The sequence below is a fragment of the Nocardioides sp. zg-1230 genome (genome assembly GCF_013155335.1).
In the GTDB taxonomy this organism is placed as follows: Bacteria; Actinomycetota; Actinomycetes; order Propionibacteriales; family Nocardioidaceae; genus Nocardioides.
The window spans coordinates 557,394-577,093 of sequence record NZ_JABJQZ010000001.1 but is presented as its reverse complement, the minus strand read 5'-3'; the positions used below and the strand labels follow the sequence as shown (position 1 = coordinate 577,093).

Annotated in this window: 18 protein-coding genes; 12 read left to right on the top strand and 6 right to left on the bottom strand. The window is 74.4% G+C overall.

Features of this window, described 5'->3' with window-relative positions; all coding sequences use genetic code 11:
- Positions 1 to 42: 42 nt before the first annotated feature.
- A complete protein-coding gene (locus HOO61_RS02820; RefSeq protein WP_172256720.1) occupies positions 43 to 1,785 on the top strand; it encodes an ABC transporter ATP-binding protein in 1,743 nt (580 codons plus the stop codon).
- Positions 1,782 to 2,636, top strand: a complete 855-nt coding sequence (locus HOO61_RS02815) for a serine/threonine-protein kinase (RefSeq protein ID WP_172256718.1) — start codon at positions 1,782 to 1,784, stop codon at positions 2,634 to 2,636. Before HOO61_RS02820 ends, HOO61_RS02815 begins: the two co-directional genes overlap by 4 nt.
- Here the strand turns inward: HOO61_RS02815 and HOO61_RS02810 are convergent.
- A complete protein-coding gene (locus HOO61_RS02810) occupies positions 2,583 to 3,179 on the bottom strand; it encodes a nitroreductase family protein (protein WP_172256716.1) in 597 nt (198 codons plus the stop codon). The two genes, HOO61_RS02815 and HOO61_RS02810, sit on opposite strands and share 54 nt — an antisense overlap.
- Positions 3,180 to 3,301: 122 nt before the next feature.
- Between HOO61_RS02810 and HOO61_RS02805 the strand changes: the two genes are divergently transcribed.
- The 9 genes from HOO61_RS02805 to HOO61_RS02765 all read left to right on the top strand — a co-directional run bounded on the left by HOO61_RS02805 (position 3,302) and on the right by HOO61_RS02765 (position 15,043).
- Positions 3,302 to 4,528, top strand: a complete 1,227-nt coding sequence (locus HOO61_RS02805) for an allantoate amidohydrolase (protein WP_253941957.1) — start codon at positions 3,302 to 3,304, stop codon at positions 4,526 to 4,528.
- Entirely contained in the window at positions 4,525 to 5,838 is a 1,314-nt protein-coding gene (locus HOO61_RS02800) for a formimidoylglutamate deiminase (protein WP_172256714.1), read from the top strand. The genes HOO61_RS02805 and HOO61_RS02800 overlap by 4 nt, the downstream gene beginning before the upstream one ends.
- A 2-nt stretch (positions 5,839 to 5,840) precedes the next feature.
- Positions 5,841 to 7,016 (top strand): imidazolonepropionase, encoded by a 1,176-nt coding sequence (gene hutI, locus HOO61_RS02795; protein ID WP_172256711.1) that lies wholly within the window; start codon positions 5,841 to 5,843, stop codon positions 7,014 to 7,016.
- A gap of 565 nt (positions 7,017 to 7,581) precedes the next feature.
- Positions 7,582 to 10,515 (top strand): helix-turn-helix transcriptional regulator, encoded by a 2,934-nt coding sequence (locus tag HOO61_RS24425; RefSeq protein WP_172256709.1) that lies wholly within the window; start codon positions 7,582 to 7,584, stop codon positions 10,513 to 10,515.
- 46 nt (positions 10,516 to 10,561) lie between these two features.
- A complete protein-coding gene (locus HOO61_RS02785; RefSeq protein WP_172256707.1) occupies positions 10,562 to 11,332 on the top strand; it encodes a sucrase ferredoxin in 771 nt (256 codons plus the stop codon).
- 98 nt (positions 11,333 to 11,430) lie between these two features.
- Entirely contained in the window at positions 11,431 to 11,688 is a 258-nt protein-coding gene (locus HOO61_RS02780) for a hypothetical protein (protein WP_172256705.1), read from the top strand.
- A 101-nt stretch (positions 11,689 to 11,789) separates the two neighbouring features.
- A complete protein-coding gene (locus tag HOO61_RS02775) occupies positions 11,790 to 12,806 on the top strand; it encodes a cupin domain-containing protein (protein ID WP_367649995.1) in 1,017 nt (338 codons plus the stop codon).
- The gene (locus HOO61_RS24750; RefSeq protein WP_172256703.1) at positions 12,803 to 13,705 is read left to right on the top strand and encodes a sucrase ferredoxin; all 903 of its coding nucleotides are present in this window, start codon (positions 12,803 to 12,805) and stop codon (positions 13,703 to 13,705) included. The genes HOO61_RS02775 and HOO61_RS24750 overlap by 4 nt, the downstream gene beginning before the upstream one ends.
- A 45-nt stretch (positions 13,706 to 13,750) precedes the next feature.
- Positions 13,751 to 15,043: an MFS transporter gene (locus tag HOO61_RS02765; RefSeq protein WP_367649994.1), complete on the top strand. Its 1,293-nt coding sequence runs from the start codon at positions 13,751 to 13,753 to the stop codon at positions 15,041 to 15,043.
- Between the two features lie 12 nt (positions 15,044 to 15,055).
- Here HOO61_RS02765 and HOO61_RS02760 read toward each other — a convergent pair whose 3' ends face one another.
- The 4 genes from HOO61_RS02760 to HOO61_RS02745 form a co-directional block, all read right to left on the bottom strand.
- Positions 15,056 to 16,063: a hypothetical protein gene (locus HOO61_RS02760; protein ID WP_172256701.1), complete on the bottom strand. Its 1,008-nt coding sequence runs from the start codon at positions 16,061 to 16,063 to the stop codon at positions 15,056 to 15,058.
- Positions 16,060 to 16,359, bottom strand: coding sequence for a hypothetical protein (locus HOO61_RS02755; protein ID WP_172256699.1), 300 nt, complete (start codon positions 16,357 to 16,359; stop codon positions 16,060 to 16,062). Before HOO61_RS02755 ends, HOO61_RS02760 begins: the two co-directional genes overlap by 4 nt.
- A gap of 169 nt (positions 16,360 to 16,528) precedes the next feature.
- Positions 16,529 to 17,035: a DUF1648 domain-containing protein gene (locus tag HOO61_RS02750; RefSeq protein WP_172256697.1), complete on the bottom strand. Its 507-nt coding sequence runs from the start codon at positions 17,033 to 17,035 to the stop codon at positions 16,529 to 16,531.
- Positions 17,035 to 17,823, bottom strand: coding sequence for a hypothetical protein (locus HOO61_RS02745; RefSeq protein ID WP_172256694.1), 789 nt, complete (start codon positions 17,821 to 17,823; stop codon positions 17,035 to 17,037). The genes HOO61_RS02750 and HOO61_RS02745 overlap by 1 nt, the downstream gene beginning before the upstream one ends.
- 105 nt (positions 17,824 to 17,928) lie before the next feature.
- On the opposite strand from HOO61_RS02745, the gene HOO61_RS02740 reads away from it, so the two are divergent.
- Positions 17,929 to 18,459: a hypothetical protein gene (locus HOO61_RS02740; protein WP_172256692.1), complete on the top strand. Its 531-nt coding sequence runs from the start codon at positions 17,929 to 17,931 to the stop codon at positions 18,457 to 18,459.
- On the opposite strand, the gene HOO61_RS02735 is transcribed toward HOO61_RS02740, so the two are convergent.
- Positions 18,446 to 19,657: an MFS transporter gene (locus HOO61_RS02735; protein WP_367649993.1), complete on the bottom strand. Its 1,212-nt coding sequence runs from the start codon at positions 19,655 to 19,657 to the stop codon at positions 18,446 to 18,448. The two genes, HOO61_RS02740 and HOO61_RS02735, sit on opposite strands and share 14 nt — an antisense overlap.
- Between the last annotated feature and the right edge of the window lie 43 nt (positions 19,658 to 19,700).

Genomic DNA, 19,700 nt, shown 5'->3' with positions numbered 1-19,700 from the left:
CGACCCCCCGCCGACCCCCATCGCCCTGTCGCAGGAGCTCCCATGTCCCTCCGCCGCCGCGCTGCCGGCCTGCTGCGCGCTGCCCCCGAGCAGCAGGCCCTCGTCGACGTCGCTGCCGCGCTCCGACCGGTCGACATCGCCCGCCGGTTCTGGCCGCGGCTGCGTCCCCTGCGCGGCTGGCTGCTGCTCGGGCTGCTCCTCCTCACGGCTGCGCCGGCGATCGCGGTCGCCGAGGCGTTCCTCTACCAGCGGCTCGTCGACGACGTGCTGGTGCCGGCCGCGTTCGAACCGCTCCTCGTGCTCGCGCTGCTCTACATCGGCCTCAACGTCGCCAGCGGGATCGTCTCCGGGGGCGACGACTACCTGGGGACGTACGTCTCGCAGCGCTTCCTCGTCGACCTGCGCCGTGACGTCTTCGCCCACGTGCTCTCGCTGCCGGCGGCGACCCACGACCGCCGACGGCTCGGCGACACCCTCACGCGGCTGACCTCCGACGTCGCCGCGGTCGAGCGGTTCATGGTGTCGCAGGTCAGTGAAGGCGTCGGCGCGCTGGTGCGCCTGCTCGTGCTGGTCGGCGCGCTCGTGTGGATGGACTGGCAGCTCGCGCTCGCCTCGCTCGTGGTCGTCCCCCTCTTCTGGTGGGTCTCCACCCGCTTCGCCCGGCTCACCCGCGACGTCTCGCGGGAGCGTCGCCGGCGCGGCGGCTCGCTCGGCAGCGTCACCGAGGAGGCGCTGGGCAACGCCGCGCTCGTGCAGTCCTACGGCCGCGAGGACCGCGCCGTGGCGTCGTACGACGACCACAACCGCGCCATCGCGGGCGCCGAGCTGGCCGCCAGCCGCATCCGCGCGCTCTTCCTCCCGCTCGTCGACCTGGCCGAGCTGGTCGGCGTGCTGGTCGTCGTCGGGCTCGGCGTCTGGTCGCTGGCCGACGGGCGGCTCACGCTGGGCGGGCTGCTGGCGTTCCTCACCCTCCTCATGCAGTGCTTCGGGCCGGTACGGACGTTGGCCGACCTGGTGCCCGCCCTCTACTCCGCGAGCGCGGGCGTCGAGCGGGTCGTGGAGCTGCTCGACGAACCCGCCGGCGGTGACCGCGACGGCGCCAGCCCGCTGCCTCCCGGACCGGGGACGCTGACGGTGCGCGAGGTGTCGTACACCTATCCCGGCGCGCAGCGCCCGGCGCTCGAGGACGTCTCGCTCGACGTCGCTGCGGGCGAGGTGGTGGCCCTCGTCGGTCCCAGCGGTGCGGGCAAGTCCACCCTCGGCCGGCTGCTGGCGCGGCAGCTCGTCGCCGACTCCGGCGTCGTGGAGATCGACGGGCACGACGTCGCCGCGCACACCGCGGCGTCCGTCCGCGAGGCCGTCACCGTCGTCCACCAGGAGCAGCTGATGCTCGACGCGACAGTCCATGACAACCTCGTCCTGGGGCGTTCCGACGCCACGCGCGCCGAGGTGCGCGCGGCGGCCCGCGACGCCGGGGCGCACGACTTCGTCGAGGCCCTTCCGCACGGCTACGCCACCCGCATCGGCCAGCGCGGTCGGACCCTCTCGGGCGGGCAACGGCAGCGGCTCGCGGTGGCTCGTGCCCTGCTGCGCCCGGGACGCGTGCTCGTGCTCGACGAGCCGACGACCGGGCTCGACGCCGAGGCGGCGCGACGGCTGATGGTGGCGCTCACGACCCGCCCTCGCGAGCGGACGGTGGTCGTGCTGACCCACGACCCGGCCGTGCTCGAGCACGTCGACCGCGTGGTGGAGCTCGCCCCGACCCTCGTGGAGGTGCCCGCGTGAGCCGGCGTCGTACGCCGACGGGGGACCTGCCGGCCGGCTACCGCCCGCTCGCGCTGCTGGCCGACGGCCGCCGGCTCGAGACGTGGGACGCCTGGGACGAGGCCCGTGGCACCCGGTGCGTGGTCAAGCTGCTGCGGGCCGACCGTCGCGACGACCCGCGGGTGCGGCAGGCGGTCCTGCTCGAGGGCCACCTCGCCACGACGCTGGCCCACCCCCACCTGGTGCGCGGGTACGACGTCCTCGACGACCCGCCGACCGTGGTCCTCGAGACGCTGCGCGGCGCCACCCTGTCCGCGCTCGTCGAGCACGAGCCGCTCGGCCTCGCCGACGCGGCCGAGCTGGGCTGTCAGCTCGCGTCGGTCCTCGGCTACCTCCACCGCCACGACTGGCTCCACCTCGACCTCAAGCCCGACAACGTGGTGGTCGAGCACGGCAAGGCGGTGCTGATCGACCTCAGCCTCGCCGGCCGGCCGGGCAGGGGACGCCCAGGTGCCGGCACCCGCGGCTGGCTCGCCCCCGAGCAGGCGACCGGCCGCGGGCTGTCGCCGGCGACGGACGTCTGGGGGCTCGGCATGACGCTCGTCGATGCGCTGGCCCGCACGGCGCCGTACGGCGACGAGGCCACGTGGGAGAGCCGTCGCCGCTGGCCCCTGGTGCACCGACGCATGCCGGTCGCGCCCGAGGGGCTCGACGAGCTGCCCGAGGAGGTGCACGACCTGCTGGCCGCGTGCCTCAGCCTCGACCCCGCCGCGCGCCCGCTGCTCGGGCAGGTGCGGTCCGCCCTCGAGCCGCTGCGCTCACCATCGCCCGCGGTGCACGACGTCCGTCCGCCGCTCTCGACGCGCCGGTGACCCCGCCGCGCCGGCGTCGGCCTCGCGGTGGCCGACGGTGATCGCGCCGACCGGCGCGTGGTCGTCGGGGATGCCGAACGCCTCGCGGAAGGACGCCAGGTGCTCACCGGGGATGCCGAAGAAGCACGCGCCGAGGCCCTCGTCGACCGCGGTCTGCAGGACGAGCATCGCGGCCATGCCTGCGTCGACCCACCAGTACGGCACCGGCCAGCGGTCCTCGCTGCGGTCGGTCCAGCCCTTGTCGGGCTGGGCGTAGCGGTCGAGGTAGGCCGCCTTGCTGGTCAGCGGCACGACCACCACCGGTGCGGTGCGCATGCCGTCGAGCCAGGCGTTGCGGGTGTCGGGATCCGCGCCGGTCGCCTCCCAGAACAGCGCGACGTCCTCCCGGGTGTCGAGGACCAGGAACGCCCAGCCCTGGGTGAAGCCGGCGTTGGGCGCGCGCTGGGCGTGCTCGAGCATCCGGTCGACGACGGCGGGGTCCACCGGCTCGCTGGAGTAGCGGCGCACCATGCGCCGCCTGCGGACGACCTCACGGAACTCCATGGCAGCAGGCTAGGCACCCCGGCTGGCCGGCGGGTGACGCGGATGGGCGCCCGTCTCGGATCCGAGACGACGCGCCAGGCGCGTGCGTTGACCGCGTCCCGCGATCCCGGTGGACTGCACGCATGGCCCCGACTCCCGACTTCGAGCAGATGTGGCGCGACCTCGCACCCGTCGGGCGCTCGGCGTCCTCGGGTGGCTACTTCCGCCAGCCCTGGACCGCCGCCGAGTCCGAGCTGCGCTCGTGGTTCGCCGAGCAGTGCGCGGCGCGCGGGCTGGTCGTCGAGATCGACGGCATCGGCAACCAGGTCGCCTGGTGGGAGCCCTCTGACCCGCGCGCCGACGTGCCCGGGGTCCTCACCGGCTCGCACCTCGACTCGGTCCTCGACGGCGGGGCGTACGACGGACCGCTGGGCGTGGCGTCGGCGCTCGCGGCCATCGACACGCTGCGGGCGCGGGGCTTCGAGCCCGGCCGTCCCCTGGGCATCGGGGTGTTCGTCGAGGAGGAGGGGTCGCGGTTCGGCCGCGCCTGCCTCGGCTCGCGCCTGGTCACCGGCGCCACGACGTGGGACGAGGCGCGCGAGCTGCGCGACCGCGACGGGGTCTTCCTCGCCGACGCCGTCACCGAGGCGGGGCACGACCCGTCGGCGGGGTTGCTGTCGCTGGACCGGGTGGGCACCTTCGTCGAGCTGCACGTGGAGCAGGGGCGCGACCTCGTCGACCGTGGCGTCGCCGTCGGCCTGGCCAGCGAGATCTGGCCGCACGGACGGTGGCGCTTCGACTTCGCGGGGCAGGCCAACCACGCTGGTACGACGCGGATGGAGGACCGTCGCGACCCGATGCTGACCTACGCGATGACGGCGCTGGCCGCCAACAAGCAGGCCCGCCTCGCCGGGCAGCGGGCCACCTTCGGCCGCATCGCCGTCGAGCCCAACGGCACCAACGCCGTGCCCTCGCTCGTCACCGCGTGGCTCGACGCGCGGGCCTCCTCCGACGCCGGTCTCGCCGAGATGGTCGAGGCGATAGAGCGCCAGGCCGACGACCGCGCCGGCCGCGACGGCACGTCTCTCACCGTCACCGCCGAGTCGGTCTCCGGCTCCGTCGGCTTCGACGCCGGCCTCGCCGCCCGCCTCGCCGGTCTGGGCGACTGGCCGGTCATCCCGACCCAGGCCGGCCACGACGCCGGCATCCTCTCCGATGCCGGCATCCCGACCGCGATGGTCTTCGTCCGCAATCCCACGGGGGTCTCCCACTCGCCCGACGAGCACGCCGAGACCGCCGACTGCCTGTCCGGCGTCGAGGCGCTGGCCGACGTGCTGGCCGAGCTGGCTCGTCCCGGAGCGCCCACGTGACGGCGTACCTCCTCGAGCGCGCCTGGGTCGACGACCGGTTCCTCGACGACGTGCTGGTCGAGGTCGAGGACGGCCGCTTCACCTCTGTCACGCCCGACAGCGACCCGCCCCGCGCGATCCCCGTGCGCGGCCTCGTCGTCCCCGGCCTCGCCAACACCCACAGCCACGCCTTCCACCGCGCGCTCCGCGGGCGCACCCAGCGCGAGCGCGGCACCTTCTGGACCTGGCGCGAGCAGATGTACGCCGTCGCCACGCGGCTCGACCCCGACACCTACCTCGCCCTGGCCCGGGCGACCTACCGCGAGATGGCCGCGGCCGGGATCACCTGCGTCGGCGAGTTCCACTACCTCCACCACCGCCCCGACGGCTCGCCCTACGCCGACCCCAACGAGATGGGCGAGGTGCTGGTCGAGGCGGCACGCCAGGCCGGCATCCGGGTGACGCTGCTCGACACGCTCTACCTCTCCTCCGGGTTCGGCGTACCGCCCGAGGGTGCGCAGGTCCGCTACACCGACGGCAGCGTCGAGGCGTGGGCCGACCGCGTCGACGCCCTGCCCGCGTCGCCGCACCTGGTCACCGGGATGGCGGTCCACTCGGTGCGCGCCGTCCCCGCCGCCGACCTCGCCTCGGTCGCCGACCGCCTCGCCGACCGCCCGTTCCACGTGCACCTCTCCGAGCAGGTCGCCGAGAACAGCGCCTGCCTCGAGACGTACGACGTCACGCCGGCGCGGCTGCTCGCCGACCACGGCCTGCTCGGGCCGAGGTCGACCGTGGTGCACGCCACCCACCTGACCGACGACGACATCGAGCTGATCGGGAGAGCCGGCGCCTCGGCCAGCTTCTGTCCGACCACCGAGCGCGACCTGGGCGACGGCATCGGGCCCAGCCGGCGGCTCCACGACGCCGGTGCCCGGCTGACCCTCGGGTCCGACAGCCACGCGGTGATCGACCCGTTCGAGGAGATGCGCGCCCTCGAGCTCGACGAGCGGCTGGCCACCCAGCAGCGCGGCCACTGGACCGCTGCCGAGCTCCTGACCGCAGCCACCACCGACGGCCACACGTCGCTGGGCTGGCCCGACGCGGGCGCCATCGCCGTCGGGCAGCGTGCCGACCTCGTGGTCGTCGACCCGGCCAGCCCGCGCACCGCCGGTGCGGGCCGTGACGAGGGCGCGGTCGTCTTCGCCGCCTCCGCCGAGGACGTGCAGCGCGTGATGGTCGAGGGTCGCTGGGTCGTCGAGGAGGGCCAGCGCTACGACATCGGGCTCGAGCTGGAGGCAGCCATCGCGCGCGTCTGGGGAGAGGACCGCTGACCATGGGCAGCACCGTCATCACCGGCATCGGCGAGCTCAGCACCAACGACCCCGCGCGGGCGGAGCACGGCGGCCTGCTCGGCCTCGTCCACGACGCCGCCGTCGTGGTCGAGGGCAGTCGTGTCGCCTGGGTCGGCCCGGCCGCCGAGGCACCCGCCGCCGACGTGCAGGTCGACGCCGGCGGACGCGCCGTCATCCCCGGCTTCGTCGACTCGCACAGCCACCTCGTCTTCGCCGGCGACCGCTCCGCGGAGTTCGAGGCGCGGATGACCGGCCAGCCCTACACGGCAGGCGGCATCCGCACCACGGTCGCGAAGACCCGTGCCGCCACGGACGAACAGCTCACGTCCCACGTCGCCCGGCTCGTTGCCGAGATGCGGGCCCAGGGCACCACCTCCGTCGAGATCAAGAGCGGATACGGGTTGTCGGTCCACGACGAGGCCCGCAGCCTCGCCGTGGCCCGTCAGTTCACCGAGGACACGACCTTCCTCGGCGCCCACGTCGTCCCCGCTGACACCACCCCCGAGGACTACGTCGATCTCGTCACCGGCCCCATGCTCGCGGCGGCGGCACCGCACGCCCGGTGGATCGACGTGTTCTGCGAGGATGGCGCCTTCGACGTCGACCAGGCACGCACCATCCTGGCGGCGGGGTCCGACAACGGCCTGCGCGGACGCCTCCACGCCAACCAGCTGACGTACGGCGGCGGCGTCCGGCTCGCCTGCGAGCTCGGCCTCGTCGCGGTCGACCACTGCACCTACCTGGCCGACGAGGACGTCGCCGCGCTCGCGGACAGCGGCACGATCGCGACGCTGCTGCCGGGCGTGGAGTTCTCCACGCGCCAGCCCTACCCCGATGCCCGTCGCCTGCTCGACGCCGGTGTGCGGATCGCCCTCGCCAGCGACTGCAACCCGGGGTCCTGCTTCACGTCCTCGATGGCGCTGTGCATCGCGCTGGCCGTCCGCGAGATGCGGATGAGTCCCACGGAGGCCCTGCACGCCGCGACCGCCATGGGCGCAGCGGCCCTCGGCCGCGACGACGTCGGCGTGCTCGCTCCCGGCAAGGTCGCCGACCTCGTCCTCCTCGACGCACCGTCCTACGTCCACCTCGCCTACCGCCCCGGCGTCCCCCTCGTCGCCGGGGTCTGGCAGGCCGGGCGCCCCGTCGTCGCGAGGTAGTCACGCGGTAGTCCAGTGACGAATGGCTGTCGAAGGGCAGCTCCGACGACCATCCGTCACTGGACTACCACCGCCCGGGCCGCCCCCCGGGTAGTCCAGTGACGAATGGCTGGCGTCGGGGTCATCCGACGACCATCCGTCACTGGACTACCCACTGGCCGCCCCCGCGCCTGGCCGACGACGGCCAGCGGACAGCCGGGGCAGCTACCTCAGGAGGGCGTCGTACGCCGTCGGGGCGCGCGTCTGAGGTAGCCGGTCACCCGGAGATAGGGCACGCGCCCGATGTCCGGGCCTACCTCACGGACGCACTCTCTTCTCACGGTCCGACACCGGGCCGAGGAGATGAGGAGAAGGACATGTACACCACCGACAGCTTCCTGGGCGCCGAGATCAGCTACCGACAGGACAGGATCCGGAAGGACTACGGGCACCGCCGCTGGACCCGGGTCCGCACCGACGACACCCAGAAGTGACCCGCACCGCGATCGACCCGCACGTGTCGGACCGACACGACACCATCCATGACGGACCGACAACGTCGGACCGACAGGACACAATGTCGTCCGTGCCGGCCCTGCGGACCACCGATCTCATCGGACGCGATGCCGAGCTGGAGCAACTCACCGCCCAGCTCGGCATTCGCACGTCCGGGGAGCGGTCCGCCGAGGCGCTGGCCCCCGCCCGCGCGGTGCTGGTCGGTGGTGACGCCGGCGTGGGCAAGACCCGCCTGCTGATGGCCCTGTGCGACACCGCGCTCGAGGCGGACTGGCAGGTCGTCGCCGGCCACTGCCTCGACCTCGCCGACAGCTCGTTGCCCTACCTCCCCTTCTCCGAGATCCTCGGCCGCCTGATGGCCGACCTCCCCGACGTCACGGGCCGCGTGCTCGAGGTGCACCCCACCCTCGCCCGACTCCAGCCCGGCCGCCGGATCCGCAGCAGCGAGACCGCGTCGGGCGACCAGGCCCTCGACCGCGGCAACGTCTACGACGCGTTCGGCCACCTCCTCGCCGCCGTCGCCGAGCGCGCTCCGGTCCTCGTCGTGGTCGAGGACGCCCACTGGGCCGACGAGTCGACCCGCGACATGCTGAGCTTCCTCTTCTCCCGGCCGCTCCCCGGCGTCGCGCTCGTCGTGTCCTACCGCGCCGACGACCTCCACCGCCGCCACCCGCTGCGCCGCCAGGTCGCGGAGTGGATGCGCCTGCGGGGGGTCGACCGGCTGCAGGTCGAACCGCTCGCCGACGACGACGTACGCCGCCTCGTCCGCGCGCTCCACCCCTCCACGCTGTCCGAGGCGGAGTACGTCTCGATCGTCGACCGCGCCGAGGGCAACCCGTTCTTCATCGAGGAGCTCGTCGGCGCCGCCCGGTCCGGCCAGGTCCCCGGCGAGCTCGCCGACGTGCTGCTCGTCCACCTCGACCGCCTCGACGAGACGACTCGCCGCGTCGTGCGGCTGGTCTCGGTCGCCGGGCGCCAGGTCAGCCACAGCATGCTGGCCGCCGTGTCCGACCTGGGCTCCGCCGAGCTCGAGGGAGCGCTGCGCGACGCCGTCGACGCGCACGTCCTCGTCGCCTCCCGCGGTGGTACCTACGCCTTCCGGCACGCGCTGCTGGGCGAGGCGGTCTACGACGACCTGCTGCCCGGGGAGCGGATGCGGCTGCACGCCGCCTTCGTCGCGGCGCTGGGCGAGGGCCGCGCCATCGGTACGGCGGCCGAGCTCGCGCAGCACGCTCGTCGGGCCGACGACCGCCCGGTCGCCGTCCGCGCGTCCATCGAGGCCGGTGAGGAGGCGCTGGCCGTCGGCGGCCCCGCCGAGGCGGCGACCCACTTCCTCGACGCGCTCGAGCTGGTCGACACCGCCCACGAGCCCGTGGCCGACGTGGACGCCTTCGCCCTGGCCCGGCGGTGCGCCGAGGCGTTGATCGCCTCCGGCCGGGTGCCCAAGGCGGTCAAGGTGCTCCGGGCGCGGCTCGCGGCCCTGCCGGCCGAGCGCTCGGCCATCGACCGCGGCCAGCTGCTCACGGCGCTCGCGTCGGCCCTGCTGCTCACCGACACCACCGAGTCGCCGCGCGAGATCGCCGCGGAGGCCGTCGAGCTGTTGCGCGGCGGGCCGCCGAAGCTGCTGGCCCGCGCGCTCCTGGTGCACGCCCAGAGCCTGGGTGGGTGGCACGCCGACGAGGCACGGAGCGTGGCGCTGCAGGCGCTCGAGCTGGCCGAGCGCAACGACCTCACCAGCCTCGCCGTCGAGCTGCACGCCACTGTCGCCGGGCTCGACCCGGCCGGAGGGGCGAGCCCCAGCGCCGGGTGGCGGGCCGCGGCCGACCGGGCCCGTCAGGCCGGGCTCATCGAGGCCGAGCTCCGCGCGCTCTACCTCCTCGGCCGCCACCACCACGACGAGGGCGACCTCGACACCGCCGTGGCGGTCTACCGCGAGGTCATCGCGCGCAGCGAGGTCGGCGGGCTCATCTGGTCGCCCTACCCCGCCGAGGCGCGGCTGTTGATGGCGGTCGCGCTCACCCACCAGGGACTCCTCGACGAGGCGTGGGCCCTCCTCGACGTCAGCGGGCAGAACCCGCCCATGGTCTTCGAATGGCTCTACTTCGCCCACCAGATGCTCATCACGATCGGCATCCGGGGTCGGCGCAAGGAGGCAGCCCTCGAGCGCCTGCGTGACTACTGGAGCACCGACGGCCTGACCGCCATCTCGTCCGGTGGCGCCGAGATCATGCGCGCCGCGGCGGCCGGCGACGCCACCCTCGCCCTGTCGGTCTACGACGACGTCGTCGACGCGGTCGTCCCGGTGTGGCACGAGTGGTTCCAGGCGCGGCTGCGCCTCGCGACCCTCACCCTCGCCGCCTTCGCCGCGGCCGCCCCCCGACAGTCGGCCGACGAGCGGGAGTCGGCGGCGCACGACGTCGAACGGCTGATGGCCGACGGCGCCCGGGTGATCGACTTCTACGCCCCCTACGACGGCAGCCACGGCCCGGAGTACCGCATGTGGGTGGCCCGTCGCACCGCCGAGCACCTCCGGTGGCGCTGGCTCGCGCAGGTCGACCCGCCCACCGCCGACGAGCTCGTCGCGGCCTGGCGTGAGGCCGAGGAGACCGCCGTCGCCTACGGCAGCGTCCCGGAGGTCGCCCAGACCCGGGTGCGGCTGGCCGGCGTGCTGCGCGCGGTCGGCGACGCCGCAGGCGCCAGGACCGTCGCCGACCAGGCGCGCGAGGCCGCCCGGGCCCTCGGCGCGCAGCCCATGCTCGACGGGCTCACCGCCCAGGGATCGGCCCCGGCGCCCGCCACCTCCGCCCACACGGCGACGCTGACCCCGCGCGAGGCCGAGATCCTCGCCCTCGTCGCCGAGGGCAGGTCCAACGGCGAGATCGGCAAGCAGCTGTTCATCAGCACCAAGACCGTGTCGGTCCACGTCTCCAACATCCTCGCCAAGCTCGACGCCGCCTCGCGCACCGAGGCTGCCGCGGTCGCGCGCCGGCGGGGCCTGCTCTGACTCCCGGTCGGGGACGGGGTGGGACCGGTCGGTCACACTTCTCGCCATGCCTGACTTCCGGTGCTCGATCGCCAGCCTCGTCGACGACGAACCGATGGCCGGCACGGCGCCCACCGACCGCGAGCTCCTGCTGGTGGAGAGCCCCGGACCGTGGGGACGCGAGGCGACCAGCGACAACCGCCTCCCCGAGGCCGTCCGCGACCACCTCGGGTCGGTGGGCCTGAAGGTCCTCCTGCTCCGCCGACCCGACGGCAGCGCCGGTCCCGGCACGCACGTCTTCCGCGCCAGCGCCACCGCGACGGGCTACGACGTCAGCGCCACGGTCCTCGACCGGCCCGAGGACCTGCTCGACCTCGACCTCGCCCGCCTGTCGTCGTACGACGCCCCGCTCTGGCTGGTGTGCACCAACGGCAAGCGCGACCGCTGCTGCGCCGAGGTCGGCCGCCCGATCGCCGGGCGGCTCGCGCGCACGTGGCCCGAGGCGACCTGGGAGACCACCCACCTCGGCGGGCACCGGTTCTCCGGCACGCTGCTGGCGCTGCCCAGCGGCATCACCCTCGGCCGGCTCGACACCGACGCCGCCGTCGAGGCGTGCGCAGCGGTCGCGCGCGGCGAGGTCCCGCTGCCATGGTCCCGCGGCCGCGCGGGCCGGCCCGCGGTCGAGCAGGCCCACGAGCTGCACGTGCTGGCGGGCGGTGATCCCGCCGACGAGCTCGTCGCGGTCCCGGGCCCGGGACGGCGGCAGTCGTGCGGCGACGACAAGGTCAAGGGGACCACCCGCTTCGAGGTCCGTACGGCGGTGTCCGGCGGGGGCTGACCCCGTCCCCAGGGGTGTGGGACGGTGGAGCTCGCGAGCACCAGACTCGACCCACATCCGGGGCGGACCGTCCGTCGCGGCGCGAGTAGGAGGAACCCATGACGACTCCCGGAAACCCGCTCGGCGACGACGAGATGACCACCGAGGGGGTCGACCCGACCGGGGTCGCAGCCGGCCCCGCGACGGACGCCGACGGCACCGACGCCGACGCCACGGACGGCGACTCGACCGACGCCACCGACGGTGACTCCACCGATGCCGACGGCACCGACGCCGACGCGACGGACGGCGACTCGACCGACGCCACCGACGGCGACTCCACCGACGCCGACGGCACCGACGGCGCGTCGCTCTGAGCGCTCTCGACCGCCTCACCGGTGACGCCCAGACCTTCGTCGACAAGGTCTGGGCGTCATCGGTCCACGTCCACCGCATCGACCCGTCGTACGGCGCCGAGGTGCTCTCGCTCGCCCACGTCGACCACCTGCTCACCGAGACCGCGATCCGTGCCCCGGCCGTCCGGGTCGCCCGCGACGGCTCCGTGCTGCCCGAGTCGGCCTTCACCCGCGGCGGCAGCCTCGCCGGCAAGCCGCTCACCGGGCTGGTCGACCCGGTCAAGGTGATGCGCCTGCACGACGAGGGCGCCACGATCGTGCTGCAGGGGCTCCAGCGCTACTGGTCGCCCGTCGGCGACCTGGTCGCGGAGCTCGAGCTGGAGCTTGGCCACCCGTGCCAGGCCAACGCCTACCTCACGCCTCCGGGCGCCCAGGGCTTCGCGGTCCACACCGACTCCCACGACGTGTTCGTGATGCAGACCCACGGCACGAAGATGTGGGAGGTGCACGGCGAGGGTGGTCCGGGCGAGCTGCTGCTGGAGCCCGGCGTCGTCGCCTACCTGCCGACCGGCACGCCCCACGCCGCCCGGGCGCAGGACTCGGTCTCGCTCCACCTCACCATCGGCATCAACCAGCTGACGTGGCGCAGCCTGGTCACCCGGGAGGTCGGACGCCTGCTCGCCGACGTGCCCGACGACCACGTGCCCGCCGGCTACCTCGACGACCCCGCCCGTCTCGCCGACGGCCTCGCCGACCGGCTCGCCGCGGTCGCCGACGCCGTACGCCGCCTCGATCCTGCCGCGCTCGCCGGCCACCAGGTCGAGGGCTTCCTCAGCGCCCGTCCGCCGCGGCTGGCGGGCACCTTGCTCGACCGGGACGCCCTCGCGGCCGGGTTCGACGTCGACACCCGGCTGCGCCGCCGGCGCGGGCATCCGTGCGTGCTTGTCGACGACGGCGACGCGGTCCGGGTGATGATCGGCGACCGCGTCCTGCGGGTGCCCTCGCGGGTCCGGCCGGCGCTCGAGCACGTCGCCGCACACGCCGAGCTCGTGCCGGGAGACCTCCCGACGGACGGACAGAGCGCGCTGGTCCTGTGCCGACGGCTGGTGCGGGAGGGCCTGCTCGAGGTCGTCCGGTGACCGCGTTCCGCTGCGCGAGCGCGAGCCGGGCGCGCGGTGACGTGCTGGCCGGCACCGCCTCGACGGTGCGCAGCTTCCTGCTGCTCGAGCACGCCGGGCCGTGGGGCGTCGACGCCCTACGTGACGCCCGGCTGCCCGACGGCCTCGGTGCCCACCTGCAGCAGGAGTCGCGGCGGCACCGGGTCCGGGTGCTCCTCGTCCGCAGACCCGGCAGGCGCGCCGGCGCCGGACCCACCCGCGTCGTCGCCGCCCGCGCGGCCGGGCCGGCCTCGTGGGCGGAGGGCACCGACCTCGCCCGGATCGAGGACGTGCGTGACCTCGACCTGGCCGCCCTCGGTGCCGGTCGCTCCGTCGGTCTCGAGCCGGTGGGCGCCCCCGTCCTCACCGTCTGCACGCACGGGCGCCACGACGCCTGCTGCGCCGAGCTCGGGCGGCCGGTCGCCCTCGCGCTGGCGTCAGGCCCGCACGGCGCCGGCGTCTGGGAGACCTCGCACGTCGGCGGCGACCGGTTCGCCGGCAACCTCGTCGTCCTGCCCCGCGGGCTCTACTACGGCGGACTCGACCCGGAGTCGGCCCAGGACGTCGCCGCCGCCACCGCCCGGGGCGAGGTGCTCCTCGAGCACCTCCGCGGCCGCTCCGACCTGCCGATGGCCGTCCAGGCGGCCGACGTCGCGCTCCGGCGCGAGCACGGGCTCCTCGGGCTCGACGACGTACGTCCCGGCGCCGTCCGCGTGGACGGCGAGCTCACCACCGCCCGGTTCGCGGTGCACGGACGCGGGCAGGTCGACGTCGTCGTACGTCGGGTGCTCGGCGCCGACCTGCACCGGCTGACCTGCTCCGCCGTGCGCGACAGCGCGGTGCCGCGACACGAGGTGGTCGAGGTCCGCAGGGTCTCCTGAAAACTCGCGCGCGCGGGCCGGCCGCGGCTGCGACACTGTCCATTCGTGACCTGGACCGACCGGTTCCGCGCGATGCGGATGGACGTGACCCCGCTGCGGGAGTCGCGCGACTTCCGCCTCCTCTTCACTGCCGGCAGCGTGTTCTACCTCGGCAGCATGGTGGCCTACGTCGCCGTGCCGTTCGCGATCTACGACCTCACCGGCTCCAACCTCCTGGTCGGCCTGGTCGGGCTCGTCGAGCTCGGACCGCTCGTCGTCTTCGGCCTGTACGGCGGTGCGCTGGCCGACCACGTCGACCGGCGCCGCCTGCTCGTCGCCACCGGCGTCGCCCAGGTCGCCCTGATGGGTGCCTTCGCCTGGAACGCCTTCTCCGCCCAGCCGAGGGTGTGGGTCATCTTCGTCATCGCCGCGCTCTACGCCGCGGTGAGCTCGATGCAGCGCCCGTCACGCGAGGCGCTGGAACCGCGCACCGTGCGGCACGACCAGATCGCCGCGGCCAACGCGTTGAGCAGCTTCGCGATGCAGTTCGGCGTCCTCCTCGGCCCCCTCGTCGGGGGCCTGCTGGTGGCCTACGTCGGCGTCGGCTGGTGCTTCGTCGCCGGCCTGGTCGGCTACGCGGTCGCCACGCTGCTGTTCGCGGCGATGCGGCCCTACCCGCACGACGGTGAGACCACCCCACCCAGCCTGCGCGGGATCCACGAGGGTCTCACCTACGCGTTGCGCCGCCGCGACCTGCTCGGCACCTACCTCGTCGACATCGCGGCGATGATGCTGGCCATCCCGGTCGTGCTGTTCCCGGCCCTCGCGCACGAGGTCTTCGACCGCCCCGAGCTGCTCGGACTGCTCTACTCGGCCGAGACCGTGGGTGCCCTCGCCGCGACCGCGCTCAGCGGCTGGGTCGGCCGGGTGCACCACCACGGCCGTGCGATCGTGATCGCCGCCAGCCTGTACGGCGCCTGCATCGCGCTGGCCGGACTGATGCCGTCGTTCGGGCTGGCGTGCCTGTTCCTGGCGCTGTCCGGCGCGGCCGACATGGTGTCGGCGGTCTTCAGGTCGACGGTCTGGAACCAGACGATCCCCGACACCATGCGCGGGCGCCTGGCCGGCATCGAGATGCTGTCCTACTCGGTCGGGCCGATGGTCGGCGAGACCCGCGCCGGCTTCGTGGCGGACGCGTGGTCGGTGCGAGGCGCGATCGTCAGCGGTGGCGTGGCGTGCGTCGGGGGCGTGCTGCTGACCGCGGCTGCACTGCGGGACTTCTGGTCGTACGACTCGCGCACCGACACCCACGCCGTCGCCGAGCGCGAGCGGCGCGCAGCAGGGCCGGCGTCCGCCTAGCAGCCTCCTGCCTCAGCCGAGGCGGTCGCGCAGGTCGGTGGGAGTGACGGGCGGCCCGTCGGCGAGCTCCGCGACCAGGCGGGGGCGTCCTGCCTCGGCGTCCTGGAGGTCACGGGCGGCACGGTTGGCCTGCGCCTGCTCGCGGTCGGCCACGACCTCGGTCTCGCGCAGGTCGACCCTGGCGTCGGCGAGCTCGCGGTGCAGCGTCTGGACCTTGCCGGCCTGCGCCTGGATCTCCTCGGACGGCGCCTCGGCGAGCACGAGCTCCTCGAGCCGGCCGAGCGCGTTCTGCTCGCGGCGCCGGAGCTCGTCGACCGTGCTGCGCGCCGACTCGGCGGCGTCCTGGGCCTGCACGGCCTCGAGGGCCTCCTCGGCGGCCTCGCGCCGGAGCTCGCCGAAGGTCACCTTGTTGCCGCCGGCCGGTACGAGAGTGGCGCGGTCCTTGTCGGGGTGGACGCCGGCGTGCTCGGCGAGCGCCTTGACGAGCTCACGCGTGGCGGCGCGGCGGGCGTCGCGCAGCTCGGTCTTGGTCTCGAAGCACGCCTGGTAGGCCTTCCAGTCGGCCTCCCACGCGTCGGCCTGCTTCTGCGTGGCGTCGCCGGGCAGCGTCTCGACGGGAGGCCAGATGCGGTTGTCGCGCACCTCGAGGCCCCGGCTCACGGCCAGGTCGCGCAGCTGCTCGAGGCCCTCGCGGTGGCGCCGGAGCACGTCGGAGTAGGCATTGATGGCGCGGCCGAGGCCACGGAGGTGGTCGCGGACGGTCGCAGACTCCTCGTGCCGGCGCCCTGCCCGGTCGCGGAGCGTGTCGGCGGCCTCGCCGGCGAAGACGTCCTCCGAGAGGGTCGAGGTGCGCTCGAAGGCGTCGACGGCGAGCTCGATCTTGGCGGCGAGGCGGCGCACCGAGTCGCCGTACGAGTCGACCGTGCCGGGCTCGATCCAGTGGTAGTGGCAGCCGATCGGGTCGCCGAACCGGAGCTTGTCCTGCTGGGTCTCGATCGGGTCGACGACGACCCGGGTCACGGCGTCACCTGGTCGAGCCGGGCGGTGAACGTGGCGGCCTCACCGACCATCACGTCGAGCTCGTCGAAGTCGATGATCGAGTCGTCGACGGCGGTGGCGAGCGTGCGGCACTTCTTCGCGACCTGCTCGGCGTCGGCGACCAGGCTGCGGACCCCCTCGACCATCAGGTCGCGCCAGGGGAAGTCGTCGGCGGGGTGGTCGATGTCGCCGAGCGCGGACCTCAGGTCCTCGCGGGCGGAGTCGAGCTCCTCCTTGGCGCCCCGCAGCGCCCGCTGGTTGATCGCGATCGGCCTCATGCCGCTCTTCTGCCCCGATGAACAGCATCGAAACCAGAAGTCGTGGAACTGTGAACTACGCGACCGCAGGTCTGGACCGGTCGCCCCTGGTCGCCGCGCCGACAGGCGACGTGGAGCCCCTGGCCCATAGGTCGAGCCGCTGGCTCCATCGCCGGTGCAGTGAAGAGCCTCAGGTCGGCGTCGGGGGTCGGTAGGCCCGGAGCAGCCGCACGGTCCACACGACCGTCAGCACCAGGTAGGCGCCCACCGCGGCCACCAGTGCCCACCACGGCGCCGAGTCGCGCCCGGACGTCCCTACCCATGTGGTGACGGCCAACCCGGCGACGAGCAGCGACCCGGTCAGGGCGGTGAAAGCCTCCATGTCGTCCTGGAACCTCACCGCGAACTCCGCGCGTCGCCCGGGTGCGAACCAGTAGTCCTTCGACGCGCGGGGCATGTTCACCCAGGTGCCGTCCCCGGCGGTCAGCGCCCGGGTCAGCAGCGGGATGCCGAGCAGGACCACCAGGCCGACGACCGCCCAGAAGGTCAGCATGCCGCCGCGTGAGGACCAGGCATCGACGCGACCGCCGGCGTCGAAGTGCGCGGGGACCCGCTCGGGCAGGACGAGGGCCGCCCAGACCAGCCCGGCGACGTACGCCGTCGCGACCACGCTGAGCCATCGGCGCCCGCGACGCATCAGACGTGGCCGCTGAGCTGTGCCATCCGCAGCTCGAGCCGGCCGAGCAGGTCGTTGCACGCCTTCTCGGGCATCGCGGAGCGCTTGTCGCCGCCGCGGGCGCACACCGGAAGCACGTCGATGGAGAGCTTGGCGCCGCCGGCGAGCGCGCGCAGCTCGTCGAGCTTGTCGCCGAACGGAGTGCCGCTGCCGGGGGAGTAGTAGCGCACCGCGGCCTCGATGTCGTCGGCGAAGAGGTCGGCCTTGGTGACCGCGACGACCAGCCACGTCGGCCGGTCCCGGCGTACCGCCATGCTCGCGATCCGGTGTGCCGTGATCGCCCAGTCCTCGAGCTCGGCTGCCAGCTGCTCCTCGCGGCTGGCGAGCGCCGTACCGGTCGTGCCGCCCGTCCGCCGCGGGGTGGCGTGGCCCCAGGCCACGACGTGCAGCACGCCGTCGACGGGCTCGTCGTGGAACACCTCGTCGAGCGCTCCCAGGCGGGTGGCGGCGTTCTCGCCCGGGACGACGCGGAACCGGTAGCCGCGCAGCCGCGCGTTGCGACGCGTACGACGCTCCATGACCGCGGAGCCCACGTCGGTCCCCGCCGCCGACTCCGCGCTCGCCCGCTTCGAGAGCCGGTCGGCCAGACGGGTCTTGCCGACGCCGGTCATGCCGGTGACGGCCACCGTCGGGTAGCGGTGCCGCAGCAGGCGGGAGGCTCGGTCGGGGGCCTGGGAGAGCGCGGCGAGCGCGCCGCCGGCGAGGGTCGTGCCGATGGCGGCCCTGCCGTGTCGCAACGGTGACTGCATGGTCCCATCCTGTCGGACGGACGTTCGCCGGTTGGCCATGCAACCAGCCATCTTGGATGATGACCGCACACGACGCACCCGGCTGAAAGGTCCCCCGACACCGCCATGGACACCGAGAACCGCCCCGTCCTGACGGGGCTCGTCGCCCTGGTGGGCGTCGCCGTGGCCATCGGCCTGCTGGGTGGGCTGGCCGTCCTCGTCGGCGTCAAGGCCACCGGCATCGGCGAGAGCACCGAGGCCAGCGACGAGCCGAGCACGTCGGCGACCTTCCGGCTGCCGAGGCCCAGCGAGACCAGCACCGAGACGACGCCCGAGGAGACGGCCGAGCCGAGCCCGGGCGCCGAGCCCACCTCGGAGGCGCCGGCGACAGGCATCTCGCTGTCCGCCTCGCAGCAGTCGGTGAGCCCGATGCAGCAGATCGACCTGACCGGTACCTACCAGGGTGGCGAAGGGGCGATCCTGCAGGTGCAGCGGATGGAGAGCGGCGCGTGGTCCGACTTCCCGGTGACCATGTCGGTGAGCGGCGGCACCTTCGCGACGTACGTCCAGACGAGCCGCACCGGTCCCAACAAGTTCCGGGTGGTGGACACCGACTCCGACGTCGTGTCCAACGAGGTGACGGTCACCGTCGGCTGAGCGCCGCCCGGGCCAGGTCCACGCGCCGGGTCCAGTGACCCACCCAGCCGGCGCCGGCCAGGCAGAGCACGCCGACGGCCACGCTCGCCACCGCCAGCGGGGCGACGGCGGCGACCGCGCCGACCAGCAGCGGTCCGCCGGTGTTGCCGATGTCGCCGCACAGCCGCCAGGCGCCCAGGAACTGCGACCGGCCGTCGGCGGGGGCGGCGTCCGCCCCGAGCGTCATCACGATGCCCGACCCGAGACCGTTGCCGCAGGCGATGAGCGCCATCACCATCGCGACCGTCACGGCACTCGTGGCGAGCGGCAGGAGCAGGCACGCCACGGCCATCGACAGCACCACCGGCACGGCGACGACCATCCGGCCGCGGGTGTCCATCAGCCAGCCGCCGGGCCACATGAACGCCACGTCCAGGGCCGCGGCGCCGGCGAAGATGAGGGACGTCGTCGACGCCGACAGCCCGACGTGGTCTGCCCACAGCGGCAGCAGGCTGAGCCGCAGCGAGCGGCTCGCGCCGAGGATCACCACCGCCGTGCCCAGGGTGGCGAGCAGGCGCCGGTGCGCGGCGATCACCGTCCACACGCCCAGGTGGCCGCTCGCCCGCGCCGCCGCGCGCTTCTCCTCGCCCAGGTCGGGCATCGTGGCCGCGAGCAGCGAGGCGATGACCGACATGGCGGCACCGAGCCAGAACACGCTCGTCAGGTCCGAGACGGCGATGAGCCCGGCACCGATGAGCGGTCCGACCAGCACCCCGACGCGGTAGGAGCCGCCGAGCAGCGACATCGCGCGCGCCCGGTGGGTCTCGGGGACCACGTCGATCATGAAGCCCTGCCGGGCGATGAGGAACAGCGTCCAGCACACCCCGCTGAGCAGCACGCCGGCCGCCAGCCCCAGGACCGAGTCGGTCAACGCCGCGAAGGCCATCGCGCAGGCGTCGACGAGCCCGGCCGCCACCAGCGCCCGTCGCTCCCCGATCCGCGCGACCAGGGCGCCCGCCGGCAGGCTCGCGACGAGCTGCCCGACGCCGAGCAGGGCGACGATCGCCGCGGCGACGCTGACGTCGGCACCGAGGTCCCGCGCCCGCAGCGCCAGCACCGGCATCATCGCGCCGTGGCCGATCGCCGAGACGATCGAGGGCCCGTACGCCACGAGCCAGATGTCGCGGAAGCGGAACGCGACGTCCCCCGAGGTGCTCACCCCGACACGCTACGGGTCGCGGGGAGGTCGGGTCGGGCGACGC